Source organism: Sinanaerobacter sp. ZZT-01 (genome assembly GCF_035621135.1).
Taxonomy (GTDB): Bacteria; Bacillota; Clostridia; order Peptostreptococcales; family Anaerovoracaceae; genus IOR16.
Genome location: NZ_CP141728.1, coordinates 596,726 through 618,438 on the forward strand (window position 1 = coordinate 596,726; position 21,713 = coordinate 618,438).

General features: G+C 40.4%; 20 protein-coding genes and 1 other RNA gene. 6 read left to right on the forward strand and 15 right to left on the reverse strand.

Annotated features, from left to right (window positions below; genetic code table 11):
• Nucleotides 1–5 precede the first annotated feature (5 nt).
• The 5 genes from U5921_RS02940 to U5921_RS02960 form a co-directional block, all read right to left on the reverse strand.
• The gene (locus tag U5921_RS02940) at nucleotides 6–1,325 is read right to left on the reverse strand and encodes a phage tail sheath family protein (protein ID WP_324824989.1); all 1,320 of its coding nucleotides are present in this window, start codon (nucleotides 1,323–1,325) and stop codon (nucleotides 6–8) included.
• Nucleotides 1,326–1,511 carry a hypothetical protein gene (locus U5921_RS02945; protein ID WP_324824990.1) on the reverse strand — a complete coding sequence of 62 codons (186 nt, stop codon included), beginning with the start codon at nucleotides 1,509–1,511 and terminating at the stop codon, nucleotides 1,326–1,328.
• 2 nt (nucleotides 1,512–1,513) lie between these two features.
• Nucleotides 1,514–1,930 (reverse strand): phage tail terminator family protein, encoded by a 417-nt coding sequence (locus tag U5921_RS02950; RefSeq protein WP_324824991.1) that lies wholly within the window; start codon nucleotides 1,928–1,930, stop codon nucleotides 1,514–1,516.
• A complete protein-coding gene (locus U5921_RS02955) occupies nucleotides 1,927–2,310 on the reverse strand; it encodes a hypothetical protein (RefSeq protein WP_324824992.1) in 384 nt (127 codons plus the stop codon). Before U5921_RS02955 ends, U5921_RS02950 begins: the two co-directional genes overlap by 4 nt.
• Nucleotides 2,311–2,519: 209 nt before the next feature.
• Nucleotides 2,520–2,957 carry a hypothetical protein gene (locus U5921_RS02960; protein WP_324824993.1) on the reverse strand — a complete coding sequence of 146 codons (438 nt, stop codon included), beginning with the start codon at nucleotides 2,955–2,957 and terminating at the stop codon, nucleotides 2,520–2,522.
• A gap of 276 nt (nucleotides 2,958–3,233) precedes the next feature.
• Here U5921_RS02960 and U5921_RS02965 point away from each other — a divergent pair, with 276 nt between their 5' ends.
• The 5 genes from U5921_RS02965 to larC all read left to right on the forward strand — a co-directional run bounded on the left by U5921_RS02965 (nucleotide 3,234) and on the right by larC (nucleotide 7,892).
• Nucleotides 3,234–3,998: a helix-turn-helix domain-containing protein gene (locus U5921_RS02965; RefSeq protein WP_324824994.1), complete on the forward strand. Its 765-nt coding sequence runs from the start codon at nucleotides 3,234–3,236 to the stop codon at nucleotides 3,996–3,998.
• A gap of 90 nt (nucleotides 3,999–4,088) precedes the next feature.
• Nucleotides 4,089–4,751 carry a peroxiredoxin gene (locus U5921_RS02970; RefSeq protein ID WP_324824995.1) on the forward strand — a complete coding sequence of 221 codons (663 nt, stop codon included), beginning with the start codon at nucleotides 4,089–4,091 and terminating at the stop codon, nucleotides 4,749–4,751.
• Between the two features lie 164 nt (nucleotides 4,752–4,915).
• Nucleotides 4,916–5,737, forward strand: coding sequence for an ATP-dependent sacrificial sulfur transferase LarE (gene larE / locus U5921_RS02975; RefSeq protein ID WP_324824996.1), 822 nt, complete (start codon nucleotides 4,916–4,918; stop codon nucleotides 5,735–5,737).
• 7 nt (nucleotides 5,738–5,744) lie between these two features.
• The gene (larB, locus tag U5921_RS02980; RefSeq protein ID WP_324824997.1) at nucleotides 5,745–6,491 is read left to right on the forward strand and encodes a nickel pincer cofactor biosynthesis protein LarB; all 747 of its coding nucleotides are present in this window, start codon (nucleotides 5,745–5,747) and stop codon (nucleotides 6,489–6,491) included.
• 42 nt (nucleotides 6,492–6,533) lie between these two features.
• Entirely contained in the window at nucleotides 6,534–7,892 is a 1,359-nt protein-coding gene (gene larC / locus U5921_RS02985) for a nickel pincer cofactor biosynthesis protein LarC (RefSeq protein ID WP_324824998.1), read from the forward strand.
• Between the two features lie 274 nt (nucleotides 7,893–8,166).
• Here the strand turns inward: larC and U5921_RS02990 are convergent, their stop codons facing one another.
• From U5921_RS02990 to U5921_RS03025, 8 genes are all read right to left on the reverse strand, one after another.
• Nucleotides 8,167–8,418 (reverse strand): GIY-YIG nuclease family protein, encoded by a 252-nt coding sequence (locus U5921_RS02990; protein ID WP_324824999.1) that lies wholly within the window; start codon nucleotides 8,416–8,418, stop codon nucleotides 8,167–8,169.
• Entirely contained in the window at nucleotides 8,418–9,017 is a 600-nt protein-coding gene (gene recR / locus U5921_RS02995) for a recombination mediator RecR (RefSeq protein ID WP_324825000.1), read from the reverse strand. The genes U5921_RS02990 and recR overlap by 1 nt, the downstream gene beginning before the upstream one ends.
• A 39-nt stretch (nucleotides 9,018–9,056) precedes the next feature.
• Entirely contained in the window at nucleotides 9,057–9,416 is a 360-nt protein-coding gene (locus U5921_RS03000) for a YbaB/EbfC family nucleoid-associated protein (RefSeq protein ID WP_417765035.1), read from the reverse strand.
• A gap of 25 nt (nucleotides 9,417–9,441) precedes the next feature.
• Nucleotides 9,442–11,034, reverse strand: coding sequence for a DNA polymerase III subunit gamma/tau (gene dnaX / locus U5921_RS03005; protein WP_324825001.1), 1,593 nt, complete (start codon nucleotides 11,032–11,034; stop codon nucleotides 9,442–9,444).
• 113 nt (nucleotides 11,035–11,147) lie between these two features.
• Nucleotides 11,148–11,247, reverse strand: an RNA gene (gene ffs, locus U5921_RS03010) — signal recognition particle sRNA small type.
• 335 nt (nucleotides 11,248–11,582) lie between these two features.
• The gene (locus tag U5921_RS03015; RefSeq protein ID WP_324825002.1) at nucleotides 11,583–12,995 is read right to left on the reverse strand and encodes a Na+/H+ antiporter NhaC family protein; all 1,413 of its coding nucleotides are present in this window, start codon (nucleotides 12,993–12,995) and stop codon (nucleotides 11,583–11,585) included.
• Between the two features lie 104 nt (nucleotides 12,996–13,099).
• Nucleotides 13,100–14,035, reverse strand: a complete 936-nt coding sequence (locus U5921_RS03020; RefSeq protein ID WP_324825003.1) for a glycyl-radical enzyme activating protein — start codon at nucleotides 14,033–14,035, stop codon at nucleotides 13,100–13,102.
• A gap of 22 nt (nucleotides 14,036–14,057) precedes the next feature.
• A complete protein-coding gene (locus tag U5921_RS03025) occupies nucleotides 14,058–16,433 on the reverse strand; it encodes a glycyl radical protein (protein WP_324825004.1) in 2,376 nt (791 codons plus the stop codon).
• A 391-nt stretch (nucleotides 16,434–16,824) separates the two neighbouring features.
• Between U5921_RS03025 and U5921_RS03030 the strand changes: the two genes are divergently transcribed.
• On the forward strand, nucleotides 16,825–18,555 hold the full coding sequence (locus U5921_RS03030; RefSeq protein WP_324825005.1) for an AraC family transcriptional regulator: 1,731 nt from the start codon (nucleotides 16,825–16,827) through the stop codon (nucleotides 18,553–18,555).
• A gap of 151 nt (nucleotides 18,556–18,706) precedes the next feature.
• On the opposite strand, the gene U5921_RS03035 is transcribed toward U5921_RS03030, so the two are convergent.
• Together U5921_RS03035 and ligA are read right to left on the reverse strand one after the other, a co-directional pair.
• The gene (locus tag U5921_RS03035) at nucleotides 18,707–19,711 is read right to left on the reverse strand and encodes an AIR synthase family protein (RefSeq protein ID WP_324825006.1); all 1,005 of its coding nucleotides are present in this window, start codon (nucleotides 19,709–19,711) and stop codon (nucleotides 18,707–18,709) included.
• Nucleotides 19,712–19,715: 4 nt separating this feature from the next.
• Nucleotides 19,716–21,710, reverse strand: a complete 1,995-nt coding sequence (ligA, locus tag U5921_RS03040; RefSeq protein ID WP_324825007.1) for an NAD-dependent DNA ligase LigA — start codon at nucleotides 21,708–21,710, stop codon at nucleotides 19,716–19,718.
• Nucleotides 21,711–21,713: the final 3 nt, after the last annotated feature.

Sequence of the window (21,713 nt, forward strand, 5' to 3'; positions counted from 1 at the left end):
CTCCTTTACTGAACAACTACCGTCATATACAGCTCACTCATCGCATTGACCAAAGTGACATGATCTTCTACAACAACGGATTTCTTTGTATCGCCAGCCATCACCTTTACATCATCTGCTGTGAAGTTTTCAATAGCCTGCAATTTTTGAAGTTCTTGATGATGTCTAACAATGTCATTCCATAGCATCACTCTGCCAGAATCATCATTTGGAATATTGCCAAGATATTTGCTGTTAAATACGTCTGCGATATCATTTGCAATCTGATCCAACACACGAATGGACTGATTTGCAGAGAAATCTTCACTTTTCTCATTGGTAAAGGAAGTCAAAGTATTAATATCCTCTAACACACGAATTTCATCTCCGACCTTATGGAATAAGAATTTACCACTCTTTAACCCATCCGCAAGCTGAGTCTGTGTATAATCTGCTTTCACTTCAAATTCTCCATTATAAACCTGATTGGATAGCGTCGCTTTTCCCCCACCGATGGAACGGGTTGCCTGCGCGCCTACTGTCCAATACACCAATGCTGACTGAGGATAAGCGGAATCCGTCATTGTATTTTCAACACTGATAACCCCTTCATGATCGGCAGCAGTACGATATAGGACGGTTTGAAATTTTGCTCCATACTCTTCTCTCATGCGCTTTGTAAATGCAGTAAATAAATTACAAACTGCTTCATCAGTTGATAAGCAGCCCAGCACATTAAAGGAATAGCTTTCTGCCTTGCTGAGAAAGTCTGCATAATCTGCTCCGGCTACTGCCTCTTTATTTGTGCCTCCTGAAAGGGAAACACCTGCATTTTCTGTTAAGGCAGCTTCCTTCTTCCAAATTACATAATCATTGTCTGTCAGTTCTCCCACAGTTTTTACCGTTTGCTTGTCTACCAGCTTTGCATCAAACAAAGTGCTGATGTCAAATCTTTCAGAATCATCTACATTCTTCTCTATTACAATCTTAATACTGTTTCCTCTTATGCCGCTGCACGTTGCCTGCGCAAAGTCATTTTCCGCCTTGTTTCCGCTATTTAAACGGTACAAATAGGCAACTCTTAATCCATTTTGGAATAAGTCACGAAGACCTTTTAATTGATCTGCTGTGTAATCATATCCAAGAATCTTTAAAGAATCTTTCTGAAATTTTTCTGCACTGACAGAAAAAACATCTCCATCTTTTCCCCAATCAAGTTCCAGAGGCATTGCTGCATATCCGCGATCTGATAAGATTGCGGATGCTTTCTGTGCAGAAACAAAATTAATATAACTGCCTGGGTAAAATTTATTTTGTGCAGTAAATACACCACCACCTAAAGCCATTTAGTTCACCTTCCTTTTTAAAAATTCATTTATATAAGAATCTACATCTTGAAAGCAATATTCTTTATTTTCCTCAAGCAATACTTGAAGCAAATCACGCTTTTCGATATATTTGCTCGAAGAAACCAATTTTTCTTTTGAAAATTTTTCTTTATTGCTCTTTAAAGTATCTTTTTTTAATTTCAACCTTAATCCCCCTTTAAGCCATTCTTGATATCTACATCGCCCATATCAACTTTTTCTTCCACCTCTTTATAAGAATAGAAGTTGTAATCAACATAGAAATGAAATATACCTTCTTCGTTTTTTGTATGCATTTTCGTTCCGTGAATCAAGTCTTCTCCCATCAAAATGTACTCTAATAATTGAAAAAGAACATCTTCTACACTTTCTTGAACGCTTTCACCGTCTTTGGGTGGATAATACTGAACCTCAAACGAGTGATTCAACCGATACCGACTGCCAATCACTTTTTCAACGGAAGATGTAAGCGGCAAGACAAGAAAATAAGCCGAATCGCCTTCTTGTTTTGTACCTCTTACATAAACAGGTATGTCAAGTGTCTCTAATTTACGTACCATTCCAGCTAATATTTCGTCTCTCATTCAACACACCTCCAAGTAAATGACAACTCCATCTTTTCCCCCTGAACCAGGCTTATTTTATTTGGATATTCCTGATTGAAAATATAGGGGAAGGATTCTCTGTAAACTTTGAGAATCTCTTCCACCATCAAAGGCTCCCCTTCCTCATCAAAGCAAAATTTCTCTATCCCTCCGTGCTTAAAAATAAGGTAGTCCGGATCAATGACACCGAGAGATTTCATGGCCTCTTTCAAGCTGTATTTTTCTATAAGCTTCTTATTTTTCTCTTTATTCTTTGCCTTTTCTCTCTCAATATCGCGTCCGTTTTCAGCCATGATCTGATCGATCACCTCTTTTGTCATACCTTCAATTTTAAGCTCTTGTAAAAATTTTCTTTTCATAGCCTCTCCCTCTTTGATTACGCATTTTACGAGGTTGCTTCTCGCATTCCTGTTTTTTTACGTCTGCAATTAGACAACAAGGATAAAAGATGCAATAAAAAAAAGCCATCTGAATTAATGGCTCTTTTTTTATAAGAATCATTCTTTGCATCTTTCACCAATATCACTATAGCACCGAAAAAGGATTCTTTCATCTCAACTTTGTCTCATTAAGAAAATAGCAATTTTTTAAATCGCCCCAATGCAGCGTCCTTTTTCCGATATGCCGTCGCTCGCTCGCAGTGCATCTGCTCACACACCAAGTCAATTGCATCCTGCTTTTTTATATCCTGATTGCAAAAGACGCTAAGCACTTCTTTCTCTTCCTCTGTAAGATGTGTCCACGCCTTGTCGAACAGCCTGCACTCCGTTCCCAGCTCATCCAACTTTTTTTTCACTGCCTCTTTTTGAATTGCATGATTTACCATCGCATCATTTTTTAGACTTACCTGAACTCGCTCTTTCTCGTAGGATACTGCACCGACACCGTCTTTTTGCATTAGTTCCGCATACTGTTCTTTTAATGACTCCAAAGCCGCTAGATTATCTTCCCGATTGCGAATCATATCCTCTGCAATTCGGTTATAATTTATGTACTTATCAAACATACCCCTTCTCCTTATCCCAAAATTTTTCTTTCCCTTCATTTTTGTGCTGCTTTTATCTCCCCCTGTTTTTCCTTTCTATTCCAAAAAACTTGCATAAAAACACTTCGCATGATAGTCTATTCTTATAGATTAGAATAAATAAAATATACTATATTTGGATTTTTATTTTTTAAATTATTTGGAATAATCTAATTATATACACTTAAATTAGATTATGTCAAGCGCATTTAATCTAAAATATTATAACTAATTAGACTATTTATGGAGGTACCCACTATGACATTCTCTGAGATATTAAGACGGCTGATGAAAAACGGGAATATTACACCTTACCGACTGTCTAAAGATTTAAATGTACATCAAACTACAATTAAAAACTGGCTGGATGGCCAGACACCTGGTCCGGAAAACATACAAAAAATTGCAAACCGATTTCATGTATCAATCGATTTTATGCTCGGACTTGAAGACTTGATGACATGTAAAGATTGCGGATTGCTATATGACCCTCTTGATGCAGGAGATTCTGAGGATCATAATGAATTTCATCAAAAAAAATTAAATGCAATGCACAAATTTGGTGAATTATATGACTACAAAGAAAGGGAATTAATTAAAAGAAAGACGAAAAGAATTTTAGAAGATTCAACGATTCCAGCAGATTTCAAAATTGATTTCTGCATACCATATTTTAAATCATACTTTTCAGAAAGCATAGAAATCAATCAATTTGACCTAAACCACGTTTCTTTTCATACGTATCTGTCCATGCTGCTATTTCAAAAACACTGGAAACAATATTTAGGTGATCCTCTTTACCATCTGATGGTTTCAAAATATGGAAAGCAGCCAGGAATAACCGAAGGCGAATTTTATTACAATGCCACTGCAAAACAAGCACAAGGTGAACAACACAAACTTCAGTCCATTTCCATACTGGAACAATCAGATATTACTGCAGATCAAGATAGGCAAATCGGTGATTTTATATCCTATCTCTTATCAAAAAAGAAACAGGATTCCCCTCCGAATGAAAATTAAATTCCTTTTGAAACCATGATACAACGTTCCATTTTCGTCCAATTCGAATACTATGAAATAGTAAAAAAAAAATGGAGGTTTATTTTTATCATGGAAATTTCTCAATTAAATATTGGTATGCAAGTTCCGGATTTCGCAGCATTGTCAACAATGGGACCAATTCGAATGTCTGATTACAAAGGAAAATGGGTTATATTCTTTTCACATCCCGGAGATTTCACCCCTGTTTGCACAACGGAATTTATCGCTTTTGCACAAACCAATCAAGACTTTGTTGATCGCAATGCGCAACTTTTAGGCATTAGCATCGACAGCAACCCCTCTCACCTAGCCTGGGTTTATGACATTTACTTAACGACCGGCATTACCATCCCATTCCCGATTGTCTCAGACCGAAGCGGTGACATTGCTCGTTCCTACGGCATGTTTGCCCCTGATGTCACAACACAAGAAACAATCCGCGATGTATTTATTATTGACCCATTACAGACCGTACGAGCTATTTTGATTTATCCGGCAACAAACGGAAGAAACATCAATGAAATACTGCGGCTTTTAATCGCCATTCAAACCACTGACGAATACGGGGTTCTGACACCGGCAAACTGGGAACCAGGTCAGCCTGTCATGGTTCCTCCTCCTCTAACATACGAAGGACTCATTCGACGAGAGACAGATCCGGAAAGAATCGGTCTGGAATGCGAAGACTGGTGGTGGTGTTACAGAACAATTCCATTCCCAGAGTCGGAATAAAAGAGTTACTAAATAAAATATCTTGATGTTTTATTAAAGTTCCGTCATAATATAATAAAGTATGCATAAAACCCTTGAAATCTCATTTAACAAATGAAATTTCAAGGGTTTTTGAAAAAAGTCAAAAATAGCGAAAATAAATAGGATTAAGAGGATTTCTTTTTATGTATAATCAAGATGAACTGAAAAAAAAGCAAAAAGCACTCGCTTCTGTTTTTAAGAAATATAAGAGAATAGCAGTCGCTTTTTCGGGAGGGGTTGACAGTACCTTTCTTCTATTAGCTGCAAAAGACATACTAAAAGAAAATGTTACTGCAATCACAGTTACTTCTCCCATGCATTCGGAAGAAGAATTTGAAGATGCGCTTCTATTTTGCCGAGAGCACAAAATTTCCCACCATCGCATTGCACTCAGTGAAGAATGTTTTCAAGCGTTCTCACATAATCCGCCCAATCGCTGCTATCTTTGTAAAAAAAATATATTTACCGAAATTCTAAAAAAAGCAAAAGAAGAAGAATTTTTTTTCGTTGCTGACGGAACCAATGCGGATGATATAAAAGATTACCGTCCCGGTCTTTTGGCATTGGATGAGCTTAAAATTATCAGCCCGTTAAAAGATGCCGGTTTTACAAAAGAAGAAATTCGTCAATTATTAAAAGAAAGAAAGGATGCACATTGGGACAAGCCTGCATTTGCATGTCTCGCCTCCCGCATTCCTTACGGCGAAACAATAACTGTAGAAAAGTTAGAAGCGATCGCTTACTTAGAAAAAGAACTTCGCCAGTCTGGATTTAAACAGTATCGTGTACGCCACCACGGAAAAATTGCACGAATTGAAGTTGCCGCTGAGGAACGCTGCAAATTTTTTGATCTTTCCCTTATGGATCGAATAAACCGTGCCGCAAAAAAATCCGGATTTCTTTATGCTGCATTGGATCTCGGCGGCTATCAAATGGGCAGCTTAAATCAAACCTTAGAAAGGTAAAACAATCATGGATCACTCTTATTTAATCAACATACTGAATCAGGTTGCATCCGGAGAAAAAGAGCCGGCTGACGCAGCCGAAGAATTGAAAACACTTCCCTTTGAGGATTTAGGTTTCTCAATGATCGATCAGCACCGCAATCTCAGAACGGGCTATCCCGAAGCAATTTTCTGCGAGGGAAAGACTCCACAACAAGTTGCTGAAATTGTGAGGCACATGATGCTTCACAATACCAATATCCTCGCTACACGTGCCTCGCAGAGCCATTATGATGCAATCAGGCAGTTCACTCAGGATGCAACGTATCATGAATCGGCACGCATCATCGTTATAAAACAAGCAGAAATTATATATTCAGAAAAAACAATTGCAGTCATCACAGCCGGAACAGCTGATATACCGGTTGCAGAAGAGGCTGCAATTACTGCCGAAACGCTCGGGAATCAAGTAGACCGCATTTATGATGTCGGCGTTGCGGGAATTCACCGCTTATTATCAAAGATAAAGCAAATCCGCAATGCGAATGTTATCATCGTGGTTGCAGGCATGGAAGGTGCCTTAGCAAGTGTTATCGGCGGACTTGTAGATAAACCTGTGATTGCAGTTCCCACAAGTATTGGATACGGTGCCAGCTTCGGAGGCATTTCTGCTCTTCTTACCATGTTGAACAGCTGTGCGGCAGGTGTCGGCGTTGTCAATATTGATAACGGCTTTGGCGCTGCCTATCTAGCTTCCAACATCAACAGGCTGTAAGAATCTCTTTACTCTATTTTCAAAGATAAGAAAGGACTAATTATGGAACGTATTTTATATTTTGACTGTTTTTCCGGTATCAGCGGCGATATGACACTTGGTGCATTAATTGATCTGGGTATTGATCCTGCCTATGTAAAAGATGAATTAAAGAAATTGAAAATTTCCGGATATGATATAGAGATTAAGGCTACAGAACAAAATGCCATACATGGAACCGATGTAAGCGTTCACCTTACCCTTGATGAAACTTTATCTACTCATCATGAACACGAGCATACACATGGCGATAATGACAATCATATACACAGCCACACACACGATCATTCGCATCATTCTACCCACGCGTGTGCCCACGAGCAGAGCCACGAGCATTCACATGAGCAGATCCATAGTCATGCAAATGCTCGCAATCTATATGATATTATTCAAATCATTGACCAAAGCAGCATAAAAACTAAAGCAAAGGAGCAAGCCATTGCAATCTTTACAGAAATTGCAAAAGCAGAAGCTGCCGTTCATGGAAAAAGCCTTAAAGAGGTCCATTTTCATGAAGTAGGTGCTACCGATTCAATCGTGGACATTGTTGGAACTGCAATCTGTATGGAATATTTAAAGATAGACAGAGTCTGCTGTTCCGTCATTCAGGACGGGCATGGATTCATTGAATGTCAGCATGGGCTCCTTCCGGTTCCGGTTCCTGCGGTTTCTCAAATGCTCGCAGGGAGCATCCTATCTCTGATTTCCGGCGATACGCAGGGAGAACTGGTTACCCCTACAGGATTTGGTATTCTAAAGGCAAGTGCCTCTTCTTGCGGAAAAATGCCGAACATGAAAGTTGAACAAGTTGGCTACGGCTTTGGCAAAAAAAATACAGGAAAGCTCAATGCACTTCGTGTCTTTCTTGGTTCCGCCTTAGATGATTGTACGGATTCAGCCTCTCCTTCTGAACGCAAAGAAGATACCGATTCCATAATCGTTATTGAGACTTCTTTGGATGACGAAACGGGTGAATGCTTATCCTACACAATGAATCTTCTATTTAAATCCGGTGCTTTAGATGTATATCATACTCCGATTATCATGAAAAAAAATAGACCCGGCATTCTTTTAACGGTATTATGCCGTGAAGAAGAATTAAATAAAATGGCAGACATTTTATTCCGAGAAACCTCTGCAATCGGACTACGATATCGCAGAACAGAACGGCTGCTTCTTTCCCGCAATACAGAAAAAATAGACACTGACCTCGGTTCTGTTCGCATAAAAGAAGTTGCAATCGATGATCTGAAAAAATATAAGCCGGAATTTGATGATTGTGCTGCAATTGCTAAAAAACATAACTTGCCATTAAGAGAAGTATACCGGCAATTGGATCTATTTCTATCAAAGCATAGATAAAAACATGGTTTTTATCTTAAGATAATGGTAAGATTAAAGTAAGAAAGAATGGGAGGGAATTTACTATGAAAGGTATCGCAAGAACTGGTCTTATATTAGGTATTGTCGCATCTGCAATATCCGCAACAGCTATTATATTCAGTGCTATCAGCCTGCTTAGAACAAAATAAAGTAAAATAAAACTCTAAGCATAAGCGGCTCAAGAACTTATCATTCTTGAACCGCTTATTTTTTAGGTCTAAAATATCGAATCAGCAATGCTGATCTAATTATATTATTTTTGTATAAGAAGAAGCTTTTCCATACGGCTCATTTTCTTAATCTGTGCTTCCCGCTTCAATGCCTCTGACCGATTTTCCAGTATCTCATAGTATGCTAACTCTACCGGTCGATGACTTCGAGTGTATTTCGCACCGACACCACGATTATGTGCTTTGATTCGTGCCTGCAGGTCTGTTGTCCAACCGGTGTACAAACTGCCATTTTTACACTTCAACATATATACATAATGCTTTTTTTCTTCCACTATAGCTCTCTGCGCCCTTCCATTGCTTTTGATAACGTAACCTCGTCTGCATACTCCAAATCTCCTCCTACCGGAATGCCATGCGCGATTCGGCTTACTTTAATACCGGAAGGTTTAATCAGCTTAGAAATATACATCGCCGTAGCTTCCCCTTCTATATTTGGATTTGTAGCTAAAATTACTTCATGCACATCATTTTTTTGCAGCCGTAAAATCAAAGATTTTAAATTAATGTCCTCAGGGCCAATCCCGTCCATCGGTGAAATTGCGCCGTGAAGGACATGATAAAAACCATGGAACTCCCGTATGCGCTCCATCGCCATAACGTCTCTCGGACTTTCTACGACACAGATTGTTTTCGGATCTCTCGCTGTATCCGAACAGTAACTGCAGGGATCAATATCCGTTAAATTTCCGCAAATTGAACAATATCTCATATTTTTCTTTGCATCGATAATGGATTCTGCAAGCAGATTGACTTCTTTTTCTTCCATTGCTAAGATATGAAAAGCTAAACGCTGTGCACTTTTCCCGCCGATTCCAGGCAACTTTGAAAGTTCGCTGATCAATTTTGCTAAAGGTCTTGCATAATGTTTCATGGAATCACCAGCTTTCCTTTTTACTTACTTTTTTGTGCATTAAAACAATCCCGGAATAGACAGACCTCCTGTCAATTTTCCCATTTCATTTTGTGAAAGCTCTTCGATCTGCCGAAGTGCTTCATTTGCAGCTACCATAATTAAATCCTGCAGCATCTCAACGTCATCCGGATCAACGACCTCCGGCTTAATTTGAATCGAAGTAATCTGTTTTTTTCCACTGACTTTTACACTGACTGCTCCGCCGCCTGCAGTAGCCTCCACCTCTTTTTCGTCCAGCTCCTGCTGCATTTCTTCCATCTGTTTCTGCATCTGCTGAACCTGCTGTAGCTGTTTTTGCATATTTGCCTTACCGCCTCCGGCACTTGCTTTCTTCCCGGCTCTCATACCTTTTCCCATTTTCTTTTTCTCCTTTATTTCTTTGTTATTTAATATCTATCGTAAGACCAAGACGTTTTCCAACCGCACTGGCCAATTGCTCGATCTGATCTTCTTCTTTCACTTCTACTTTTGAAGATACAACGCATTCCATGCGCAGATGCTTTCCAAAATTTCGTTCCATCAAAACTTCTAATTGTTCTGCATTCTCCATTGCGCATTTCTTTAACAACTCATTGCTCACCTCAACAACAAAATGTTTCTCTGACACTTCCCGCAAAGCAGTTCCTCGCTTTAAAAGATGCAAGCTTCCCTTTACAAAATTCGGATTTGTAAAAAGTGAGCTCCAAAGCTGATCTAAATTACAAGCTGTTCTTTGAAGCGGTTCTATCTTTTTCGGTGGCTCCTGTGAGATGCTCGGTTCTCCTGTTGGATGCTTTTGCTTTGCCTTATACTCAAAAAGCTCCTCCCGTACCGTTTCTTCTATATTATTTTTCTCGGTCCATTCTGTTTTTGTTTTTTGCTCAACCGGCTGTCTTTCCTCCCTTTGTAAAAAACCCCCACTTGCAAGTTTTACAATGCAAAGCTCCAACAAAGTTCTAGGTTGTGTGGACCATCTAGCATCGTTCCATGTTTTGGAAAGAGCCATAATTGACCGATCAATCGTCGTTAAATCCAACCGCTTGCTCTGCTCTTGAATGCGTTCTATGTTCTCTATAGACATATTCAACATATTTTCAGGATTTTGAATATATTTTGTCAGTAAAAGAGCACGATAATGGCTGATCCAATCTTTAATGAACTGTCTTACTTCTTTTCCGTCTTCAAGGATACGGTTTAACAGCAATAATGCCTCTGAAACGCTCTGTTTTATAACGTGATCGGTAATCTCTAAAAAGATTTCTTCCCCACTGCTTCCCAATATCGTCAGCACATCTTGACGGTCAACCGTCTTTTCTCCTGCCGCAATACACTGTTCTAAGAGGCTCAGAGCATCACGAACCGACCCATCCGCATTGGAAGCAATCAATCCCAAGGCTCCTTCTGTAACCGCAATTTCTAAAGAATTACAGATCGTCTGCATCCCCTCTAACAATTGTTTTTCTGGTACTCTATGAAAATCCAGCCGCAGACAGCGTGATAAAATCGTAGCAGGCAGCTTTTGTACTTCAGTCGTGGCTAAAATAAACATCACATTTTCCGGCGGTTCCTCTAATGTTTTTAACAATGCATTAAACGCACCTGTGGAAAGCATATGCACCTCATCTATAATGTAAACCTTGCAACGCCCGCTTACCGGAGGATATTTAACGCTTTCACGCAGCTCCCGAATGTTCTCTACACCGTTATTGGATGCCGCATCAATTTCAATGACATCCATAAAGGTTCCATTCATAATGCTCTTACAATTTGCACAAATTCCGCACGGTCGCTCATTCTGAGGCGCTAAACAATTCACAGCCTTTGCCAAAATTCGAGCGGTAGAAGTTTTTCCGGTGCCTCGTGTTCCGCAAAAAAGATAGGCGTGGCTGGCTGAATCACCGCTGATTTGATTTTTCAAAATTCGAACAATGTGTTCCTGTCCCAGAATATCATGAAAGGTTTCTGGTCGAAATGTACGATATAATGCCTGATACATGAAGCCTCCTAAATTTTAAAAACTAACGTAAAAAAAGTGGCTGCGCCACTTAAGCCACGGAACCCGATGCTTTTACTAGATAAAAAATTGCCCTTTAGGAGCTTCGCGGACTTATGGAAAAGGCTAATCTGCGGCACATAAGAGATTCCGCTTATCGCTGCTTCCTTCCGGACCTGACGAGGTTCACAGATTCTTATTGCGCAGGACCCAAACCACGGCCAACGAAGCTTCTAAAAGGCAATTCATGCACATCAATATTATATCTATCTTTTTACATACTGTCAACCCATAAGGTGCTTTGTATGTGATTAGACAAGTAATACTGTCAGAATATAAATGATCGAACAAAGGTGAAGCTGCACTTGGCTTAATAAAAAGAAGATGGATTTTACTCCATCTTCTTTTCCGGTTCTTTTTACCAGATTTTCATATCTCTAATCGCGAAACTTTAAAAATTTATCAGCTGAAAATCTGTTGAATCTAATCTCACTTGTGAATTCATTAATTCAGGTTCTTGCAAAATCGAATTGCTCTACTACGATTGCTTTTTATGACATTGCAAATCCAAAGATCACATAGGCGATGAACGATATCGCTGTGACAATCCCTATATACGGAAGCTGTGCAATTGCATAATCTACGTTATTAATTCTGCAAGCGGAAGCTGACAACAGAGTTACATCTGAATAGAAACAAGCCTGCGCACCGAAGCATGCTGCTGAGATAATTGCCCCCAGTGTAAGTGGAATACTTGCACCGCTTGAAGCAGCTAGAGGCAGAATGATTGGAGTACATACTGCAGGGATGCTCCAAATATTACCTGTCGCAAAACATACAATGCCTACGAGTATGAATGCAATTGCAGGAAGCCATGCAGCACTCATATACGGACCTGCAACGTCGATCAGATAGTCAGGTAAGCCGATAAGAGTAATCGATTCTCTATAGAATAATGATGTAACGAGTACGACTGCTATAAACAGCATATCTTCAAGACCCTTATAACAATTGTCACAGAATTTACTGAGGCTCATAATTTTAGTTGGAACGAATAGAATAAAGCAAGCAAAAATACCGCAGCTTACACCATAAAGAATATCGCCAAGCCACAAAGTTACGATGATAACGACTGCCATTGGTACGATAAATGCCCAAAGATGTGGTGTAATTTCCTTTTCTTCCTTTTCCTTATTATCAGAAATGGCACCCATTACTTCACCCAGCTCATCGCCCTGATTCTGCATGTTACTGGATGGCGGCCAAAGTTGTCCGGTTTCTTCAACTCTCTGATATGCCTTCTTGATACCACCCATCTTAGGAACGACTCCCAAAATTACCAGTAGTACGAAGATTACACATAAAAATGGATAGAAGAAATATGGCATGATATGATAGTAAATGCTCATTGCACTGTCGCCGACTACTGCAGCTTCTTTCTGCTGTTCAAAGATCCCTGAGAAGAATACTACCCAGGCGGAAATCGGTATAATCAGACAAACCGGAGCTGATGTTGTATTGATGATGTAGCAAATCATTTCTCTCGGAGTCTTGTGCTCGTCTGAAAGGCTTAGTACACAATTTGCAGTAACCAGGATGCTGAGATAGTCGTCGATGAAGATTACAATTCCGCATAACCAGGTCATGAATAGTACTTGTTTTTCTGACTTGATATACCTTCTAGCTAAATCACCTACTGCTACAGCTCCCTTTGATTGTCTAAGCAGCTGTACAAAGCATCCGAATAGCAGGCAAATAATTACGATATAGTTATTATCTGCATCACAAGATGCTGAAAGTAATGCATCCATCATTGGTATGAAAAACGCTGCCTTATAATAAAATATATATCCAAGAATACCGGATAGCAGAATACTCAGAATACACTTCTTCGTTACAAGTGCGAATACTAAGAAACCCAGTGCTGGAATTAAGGTGATGATTCCTAAATTAGTACCGTCCATAATGTTTCCTTCCTCTTTGTCTCAGTTTGAAAGAGTATACACGGTATGCAAAAGAAATGTGTATTTTCTTGTAGATTGAGACTAAATTATCATTAAGTAATTTTTTACACTCTTCCCAAAATTTCCACCTTTAAATTGATTTCATTTTTAAAATAAGATTCTATTTCTGTCAGGCGCTCCTCTGTGGGCTGTTCAAACTCCTCCTGCATACCTCCCACATTTCTTTTCTTGCTGATTCCAAGGCTGTGGTATGGAAGCAGATTCACTCGTTTCACTCCGATTTCTCTGTACAGCTCACCCGTACGCTTAATGATAGCATCGCTGTCATTCACTCCCTTGATAAGAGGCATTCTCATAATCAGCTTATCCACAATGCTTATATCCGCTGCAAGCATTTTCAGATTCTCAATAATCAGGTGATTACTGACGCCCGTGTACGCACTGTGGATTTCATCATCAATTGATTTCATATCATAAAGAATGTTCGTGACGTTTTCTTTGCGTGCCATTTCCATGAGAGCCTGTGAGTCTCCAAAGCCGCTGGTATCTATGCACACATTAATACCTCGTTTACCTGCTTCATCGATGAGTTGGCTGACAATCTCTGCGTGCATGAGGATCTCTCCTCCACTGACTGTAATGCCGCCTTCTGTGTTATCATAGAAGCCTTTATCCTGCTCCGCTATACAGAGTATCTCATCTATGGTCATTAACTTAGCTACAGGTCTTAAGGCCTGTGCATAGCACTCGTTTGCACATGCAAGACACACGTCACATTTTTCTCTGTCAATTACAACTCCTTTTTCCGCAATCATTGTCACTGCACCCCGAGGGCATACCTTGACGCAATATCCGCATCCGATGCAGTTGTTCGGTGATTTAATCAGCTGCTGCTGCGGATCAATCAGCTCAGGATTGTGGCACCACTTACAGCGGAGAGGGCAGCCTTTCATGAATATTGTTGTTCTGATGCCGGGTCCGTCTTCTACGGAAAATTTCTGAAGGCTTCCCACAAGAACGCTTTCAGGTGTATTACTCATTGAAACATCCTCCCCTGTTTTACTAATTCTGTGATAAATGTGCAGTCCTGTATATAATGATATCTTGCGCTTTCTTATCAAGTTCTGTAAAGTATGCCATGTAGCCTGCTACACGAACCATGAGTCCCTTATAATTTTCAGGATTTTCCTGTGCCTTCTTAAGCGTTTCATTATCTACTACATTGATCTGTATGTGTTCGCCGCCATCTTGGAAAAATGTCTTGATAACGCCTTCAATGATATTCAGCCCACTTTCTCCCTGAACTCCCTTAGGGTCGAAACGCAGATTGAACAGTGCCCCTTCGTGTAATACTTCCTGTCCCATAGCGGCAACAGACTTAACGGTAGCGGTCGGCCCGTTAACGTCTCTGCCCATCATTGGGGAAGCACTGTCGCAAAATGGTTCGCCTGCAAGTCTTCCATCCGGTAGCGCTCCTGTAACGAGACCATGCGAAAGGTTTAACGTCTGTGTATCTATTCCGAAAGCGTAGCCACCGCCTCTCGCATCTTTCCATAGCTGAACCGTATCCGCAATATGGTGTATCATTTCCTTGTAGATGCTGTCTACATGCTCTAGATTGTTCCCGTATTTCTCAGGCTTGTTCAGCAAAAGCTGCCGAAGTCTTTCCTGCCCTTGGAAGTTTGTATCACATGCTCTAATCAGTTCATCCATTGTTATGCTCTTATCTTTAAATACGCATTTTTCTACTGCTGCGATAGAATCTGCCATGTTAGCCGCTCCTGAAATGTACATACCAGCTGTTGAATATTGCGCTCCACCGTGCTGTACGGATTTACCGCTTTCCACACACCCTTTGGTTACCATGGATGCGAAAATTACAGGATACCGATTCATATGAATGCTCTGCATCAGGTTATAGCTCACTCTGATGATCTCGTAATGATGGATAATCTGCTTCTTGAGCGCATCCTTAAATTCTTCAATATTCTTGAATTCTCTCGGATCTCCGGTTTCAAGTCCCATAAGCTTACCCGTAACCGGATCAACACCGTTGTGCAGAACAAATTCAACCATTTTACCCATGTTCACGTACCCGGCATCCGGTGAACCATCTGTCCCGCCGCCACCAGGACCTGGCTGAATACAGCCAACGATCGTCCAGTCTCTTGCTTCTTCTATAGTACACTTAGCTTTGCCAAGACACATCTTTATTGCTGCATTATCGTTAAAGAATCCTGGATTTGCCTGTCCTTCCTGAATCATTTTACATCCGAATTTAATTAGCTTTTCAGGTGTTCCTTCCCAGACTCTTACTGCCATGGTAGGCTGTGTTACCCGAAGCTCATCTGCTGCTTCCAGGCAAAGAAATGACAAGTCATTTGTTGCATCTTCACCGTCTCTGGTCTGTCCGCCTACAACCAGAATCTGCCACATTGGATAACCTGCGAATGAAGTAGCATACCAGTCGTCTCTTACTTCATATACTTCACAAGCTTTCAAATAGAAACATTCCAGCATTTCCAGTGCTTCTTCTCTTGTAATCTTCTTTTCGTCGATGACATCTCTCTTGTAGAATGGCCACATATACTGGTCAAATCTTCCGAATCCGCATGCTGTAGTACAGACTTCAATGTGAAAATAAACGTGCACAAACCAGATTGACTGAAGCGCCTGCTGAAAATTCTGTGGCGGATTCTCAGGAACAATTCTGCAATTTCCTGCAATCGTAAGAAGTTCCTGCTTTCTTTTCTCATCTATGCATTTCGAAGCCATTCTTTCGGCTTCCTCTGCCATCCTGTGTGCGTAAGTAATCAGTCCTTCGCACTGAATGATACATGCCCTCCAGAAGTCCACCTTAGCCTGTTCTTCCATACTCTGTGGAAACAGGTTATCGATGTTTTTCTGGCACTCTTCCATATATCCTTTGATTCCTACCGTCAGAATCTTTTCGTGATCGCATAATGTTTCTCCCGAAACACCATTTTCAAGACCTACGCAAATAATGTCGTCTTTCTCAAGTTCACGAGTGTGTGCCGGAAGCACTGTCTGTGACAGGTCTTCCATCGACTTCCCTTCCCAGTATTTCAGTGTTTCCAGTATTGTCGTCCTGTCTTCTGGTGAAATATAATAAGGATCATTGCTTCTTGTTGTAATTTTGTCAATATCACTGATATACCATGAGCTTGACTGAAATTCAGGGTGCAGGTTGGCTCCTCTATATGCATTTGTTGCGGTTCCTACGATCAGTTCATCCTCCATAATGAGTGTTGTCATGTTTTCCATGATGTAATTGACAACCTTTGCTCTGAAAATAGGAACTGCATCACCGGCAAACTTCTGGTATGCTTCCGTTGCCAGCACCAGTCTCTCTGCTGTGATTGCCGGAATCGTATTGAAATACTTTTCCTTCATTCTATTAACTCTCGGTGTTAACATATTGTCCTCCTTCCATTTTTTCGACTTCTGCCATGATATATTATGTAAAAACAGAAGACAAGAACTGACTTGCTCACTTTTCTAATTGTTTTGTTGCTAAAAAAATCGGCTTACAATGCTATGGTCTTTAATAATTAAGGGGAAAATAAATCGTGTTAAAACTTCAATGGGAATGAATTCAAAAAAATCCATAACGGCTTAAATTCAGCCGTTATGGATTTTTTTTGCGTCTAGTAAACCTTAATTCGTTTGCTGTAAACCTTAATTAACTTGCTAAAAAAATCAGCGAAAAGCTTTTCACCGTTTTCTAATCTAGTATATAATGTATGCATAGGATTATATGTTAAGAGTTTTAGATAGGCAGTTTCGTTTCCCATAAGAGGTGTTCAGCATGTTATTTGAAAAAGCAACGTATCTTGATGACTTCCCCATAAACATAAGAATTGCAAACGTTACGGAATATCCTTTCCATTATCATCAGGATGTTGATTTTATCTATGTTCTCAAAGGTGAAATCCGCCTGAAGAATGTATGTCACCATTATCTTCTGAAAGAAGGGGATATTTTTACTAACAGCGGTCATGAAGTTCACGGTTTGACTGCAACAGATAAGGATAATGTTGTAGCAATTATACAGGTGAGTAATCGCTTCTTCACGCAATATTTTCCGACTCTGCCCAAGGCATGTTTCATGACATATGTAAATAATGATAAATATCTTAAATGCGATACTCTTCATAAAATGATTCTTCACATTCTGCTGGATTATTCAAGAAGAAGTTTTAATTATAAAAGCACTTGCATCGATCAGATGATCGAAGTAATAAAATACCTGAACAAGCACTATAACTTGTTTGCTTTTGAAGAGCAGGTTGTAGTAAATTTCAGAAATGATAATCCGGTAATAGTCGAGCGGATCAGTCGGATTATAAACTATGTATATGCAAATCATGCAAGCAAAATCACGCTGGAAGACCTGGCAGAGAGAGAACACTTGAGTACCTTTTATCTCTCCCATCTTATTCGTGATTACATGGGCATAAACTTCCAGGAGCTGCTCTGTTTCGCCAGAGCCGAAATGTCAGAAATACTTTTGCTGGAAACTGACCGTAAAATTAGTGCAATCGCAAGAGATGTCGGGTTTTCAACCACCTCATATTACGATAAATTCTTCAGCAAATGGTTTGGTCATACGCCGTTGGAACACCGACAGCTTTATATGTCTCACATTCTAAGCCCTGCAAGACCTGCACGGCTTGAACTGCTTTCTGACAACCAGGCTGTCAGTCTCATCAGACGCTGTCTGTCAGCTGTAATCGATCAGGAAAAAAGCGCTTCCGTCATAAATCACCTTCATCTCACCGTTGATGTAAATCCTCAGACGGCGCCTGTTATGGATATACATCACTTCCTTGAAGTCATCATTACTCAAGAAGATTATCACATAATGGGTGAGCGGCTTTTCAATCTGCTCCATGACCTTAACGTTTCCAAAGTGATTCTTGCTTTCCGACAAGGAGAAAGTGAAACAACAACAGCACTGATTGCAAACCGACTCAATTTCATTGGATACGAAGTGTCCACGGTATGTGACCACGGTTTATGCTGCGGTTCTTCAGCAGGGTATGATTCGATAACAGCAGCGATAAACATATTTCGGACATGTTTTACTTCAAAGGAAAACATACTGCAATGCAGATTGAGAGACCAGGGTGAACCGTCCAGTATTTTAAAAGGAGCCTCTTCCTGCATCACTTCCTGTCTTGTCCCTAAGCCTTCTTTTTACGCCTATCGCCTGCTTAAGAATATAAAAGGAAAGCTTCTCTACTGGGGAAAATATTACTATGTAATAAAAAATGATATCTCTGCAAAAAATTCATATACACTTGCCGTCATAAATTACAATGACGACATACAACATCTTTATATGCGTAATGCAGGTGTCTACGAAGCAAATGACATAATCAATTCCTTTAAAGATGAACTCCACGTTGACTTCAGTATTCCTGTTGAATCCGGTCAATACGTTATCGCAAAATATGCGCTGTCAAATTCCAATTCCATTTTTGCACATATGTCACATCTGGGTTTTCCGGAAACGTTTCCTCTATCCGAAGCTTGAGTTCACATGCTCAATACAGAACCGCAAGCACAAGTGAGCCTGGAAAAGGTTGAAGATAAGCTGAATATAAACTCTTCTATAAAGGGGGCAGGAATTCATATTATTGTAGTCGAAAAGATAGACTGCACTGATTAAATTATGATGCATGTTATTATTTTACGATTTTATACAGTTCATCACTTGCAGGAGGTACAATGTCAATTTTCGTTCCATCTTCCTGTACCAAAATGCGGCCTTCTTCTCGTTCCTTGACAACGCCGATACACGCAATCGGTACTCCTGTTTCTTCCACTGCTTTTATAACAGCAGCCTTCTTCTCGGGATGTGCGACAATCATCATGCATCCACTTGAAATCAGTCGTAAATAGTCAATATCAAAATGATTGCAGATTTTTTTCGTTACTTCCTTTACAGGAATGGCTTTCAGGTTCAATTCTACTCCTGTCTTAGAAATTTCACAGAGCTCCCATACGGCACCTAAAACACCTCCCTCAGTAATATCATGCATCCCCGCAGTTCCGACCTTTCCTGCTGCAATGCCTTCCTTTACCACGCTCACCTGTTTTAAAAATGCCTTCGCTTCCAACTGTTCTTCTTCAGTTATAACTTCCTTTAATCGCCGCTCAAAATCACTGGCAATAATTCCGGTTCCTTCCAGCCCTGCATATTTTGTCATCAAGATGCAGTCTCCCGGCCGCATTGCTTTTGCTCTTTGCGATCCGCCTGAAACGGTCCTTCCGATTGCAGTCGATACAATAACCGGTCGGTTCACAGCTGGTGTAATCTCCGTATGTCCTCCGATGATCTCTACCTCTAAGGATTCTGCGACCTCAGCGGCCTGTTTCATAATGTCCTCTATTTCTTCATCTGTCGTTCCTACCGGTAACATAACCGCAAGCATAATACCAAGAGGTTCAACGCCGTTTGACGCAATATCGTTGCATGTAATATGGACAGCCAAACGCCCGATTTCTGAAATAGCGGCAGTAATGGGATCGGTTGACATGACACATTCATACGGGCCAAAATCCAAAGTCGCACAGTCTTCTCCGACACCCGGGCGAACTAAAACTTCTTCTCTCCTATGCTTTACATGTTTAAAAACGATTCGTTCTAAAAGTTCTGTGTCTAATTTTCCTGCTTTTAACTTTCTCATTTTGCTACTCCTTTGCCATATCCAAAAAAACTTCCTCTGAAAGCACTGTTATTCCTAAGCCTTCTGCCTTCGCAAGCTTACTCCCTGCCTCTGCACCAGCCAAAACATAACTGGTCTTTTTTGAAACGCTGGAAGAAACTTTACCTCCGAAAGATTCGATTATCTCAGTCGCTTGCTCTCTCGTCATATTTGGGAGTGTCCCTGTAAGGACAAAGGTTTTGCCTTCAAAACGATTATCCTTTTTCTTTTGGTTTGAAAATGAAATTAAGTTTACACCGACTGCTCTGAGTTCCTCAACTAAATACCTGTTTTTCTCTTTCGAAAAAAATTCCAATAAGCTGTTTGCTACAATTTCACCGAAATCAGGAAGATTCAAAAGCTCCTCTTTCGAAGCGTTCACAACTTCATCCAAACTGGAGAAATTCATAGCGAGTGTCTTTGCGGACTGCTTTCCAATATTTTTTATTCCAAATCCGGTTATCAGGCGATCTAAATCATTTTGCTTTGCTTTTTCAATCGCTTTAAGCAAATTGTCCACTGATTTTTCTTTTCCGATGATTCCTTCTTCAATCAAACGCTCTCTATGGTCCTTTAATCGAAAAATATCTGCAGCATTTTTAAGAAAGCCTTCGCTGATTAGCGCATCAACGGCACTCGGTCCAAATCCGTCGACATTCATGGCATCCTTTGAAACAAAATAGGTCATAGAACGAATATCCTTCGCTGCACATTCGTCTCCCGTACACCTTAAATGTGCCCCATCCGATTCCCGCACTGTTTTCGCACCACAGACCGGACAGGTTTCCGGTAAAAGATACCTTTTGGTTCCCTCCGGTCTTTTCTCTAACACCACAGAAAGAACTTCGGGAATGATGTCTCCGGCTTTTTGAACGATTACAGTATCCCCAATGCGAATCCCCTTTTCATCCATATAATCCTGATTATGCAGTGTGGCACGACCTACGGTTGTCTCTGCAAGGCGAACGGGTTCTAATATTGCTAAGGGAGTCAGTCTTCCGGTTCTCCCTACTTGAACAACAATATCTTGGATTACCGTTTCTTTTTGTTCCGGCGGATATTTGAATGCTACCGCCCATCGAGGAACTTTGGAAGTCATTCCGAGGCGTGAACGATCTGCCAGACTGTCTACCTTTACAACCGCTCCGTCGATGGCATACGGCAAGTTCCAGCGTGTATCTGCGATCTCACAAATTGCATCCCAAACTTCCTCTTGCGTCTTGCAAATTTGAAAATCCGGGCTTACCGCGAAACCTTGTTCTTCCATCCATTTTAAGCTTTCTGAATGAGACGAAAATTCTTTTCCCTGTGCAATCTCTAAATTGAAGACAAAGAGATCCAAATCCCGTTCACGAACAATGCTGCTGTCTAATTGCCGCATGGTTCCCGCAGCACTGTTTCTACGATTCTGATAAACTTTTCCTCCGGTTTCAAGCTGCTTCTTGTTCGCTCTTTCAAAACTCTCTGATGACATGTATACTTCACCGCGCACTTCAAGGTATGGAAGTTTTTGCGGGATATTTTTCGGCACGCTCTTAATTTCCATCGCGTTTTCATATACACTTTCACCGATTTCACCATCACCTCGCGTGATAGCTTCTTTTAAAATCCCTTCGTAATAACGCAGTACAATTGAAAGCCCATCAATCTTTTTCTCCACAACAAAGGCAGCATCTTCTAATTCTTCTTTCATTTTTTGAACAAATCGAAAAACATCTTCCTTTATAAATACATCCTGCAAGCTGATTACAGGAACATCATGCTTCATTTTTTTCAGTTCACGCTTTGTGCTCCCCCCTACTTTTTGAGTCGGAGAATCGCCCCTTTTAAAAAGGGGATATTCTTTCTCCAACGCTCTTAGTTCCAGCGACAGCTGGTCGTATTCATAATCGCTGATTTCAGAATCATCCTGATTATAGTAGCGATCATTATAATACGTAATCAAGCGGTAAAGCTCCTGCATCCTTGCTTGTACGTCCATAAA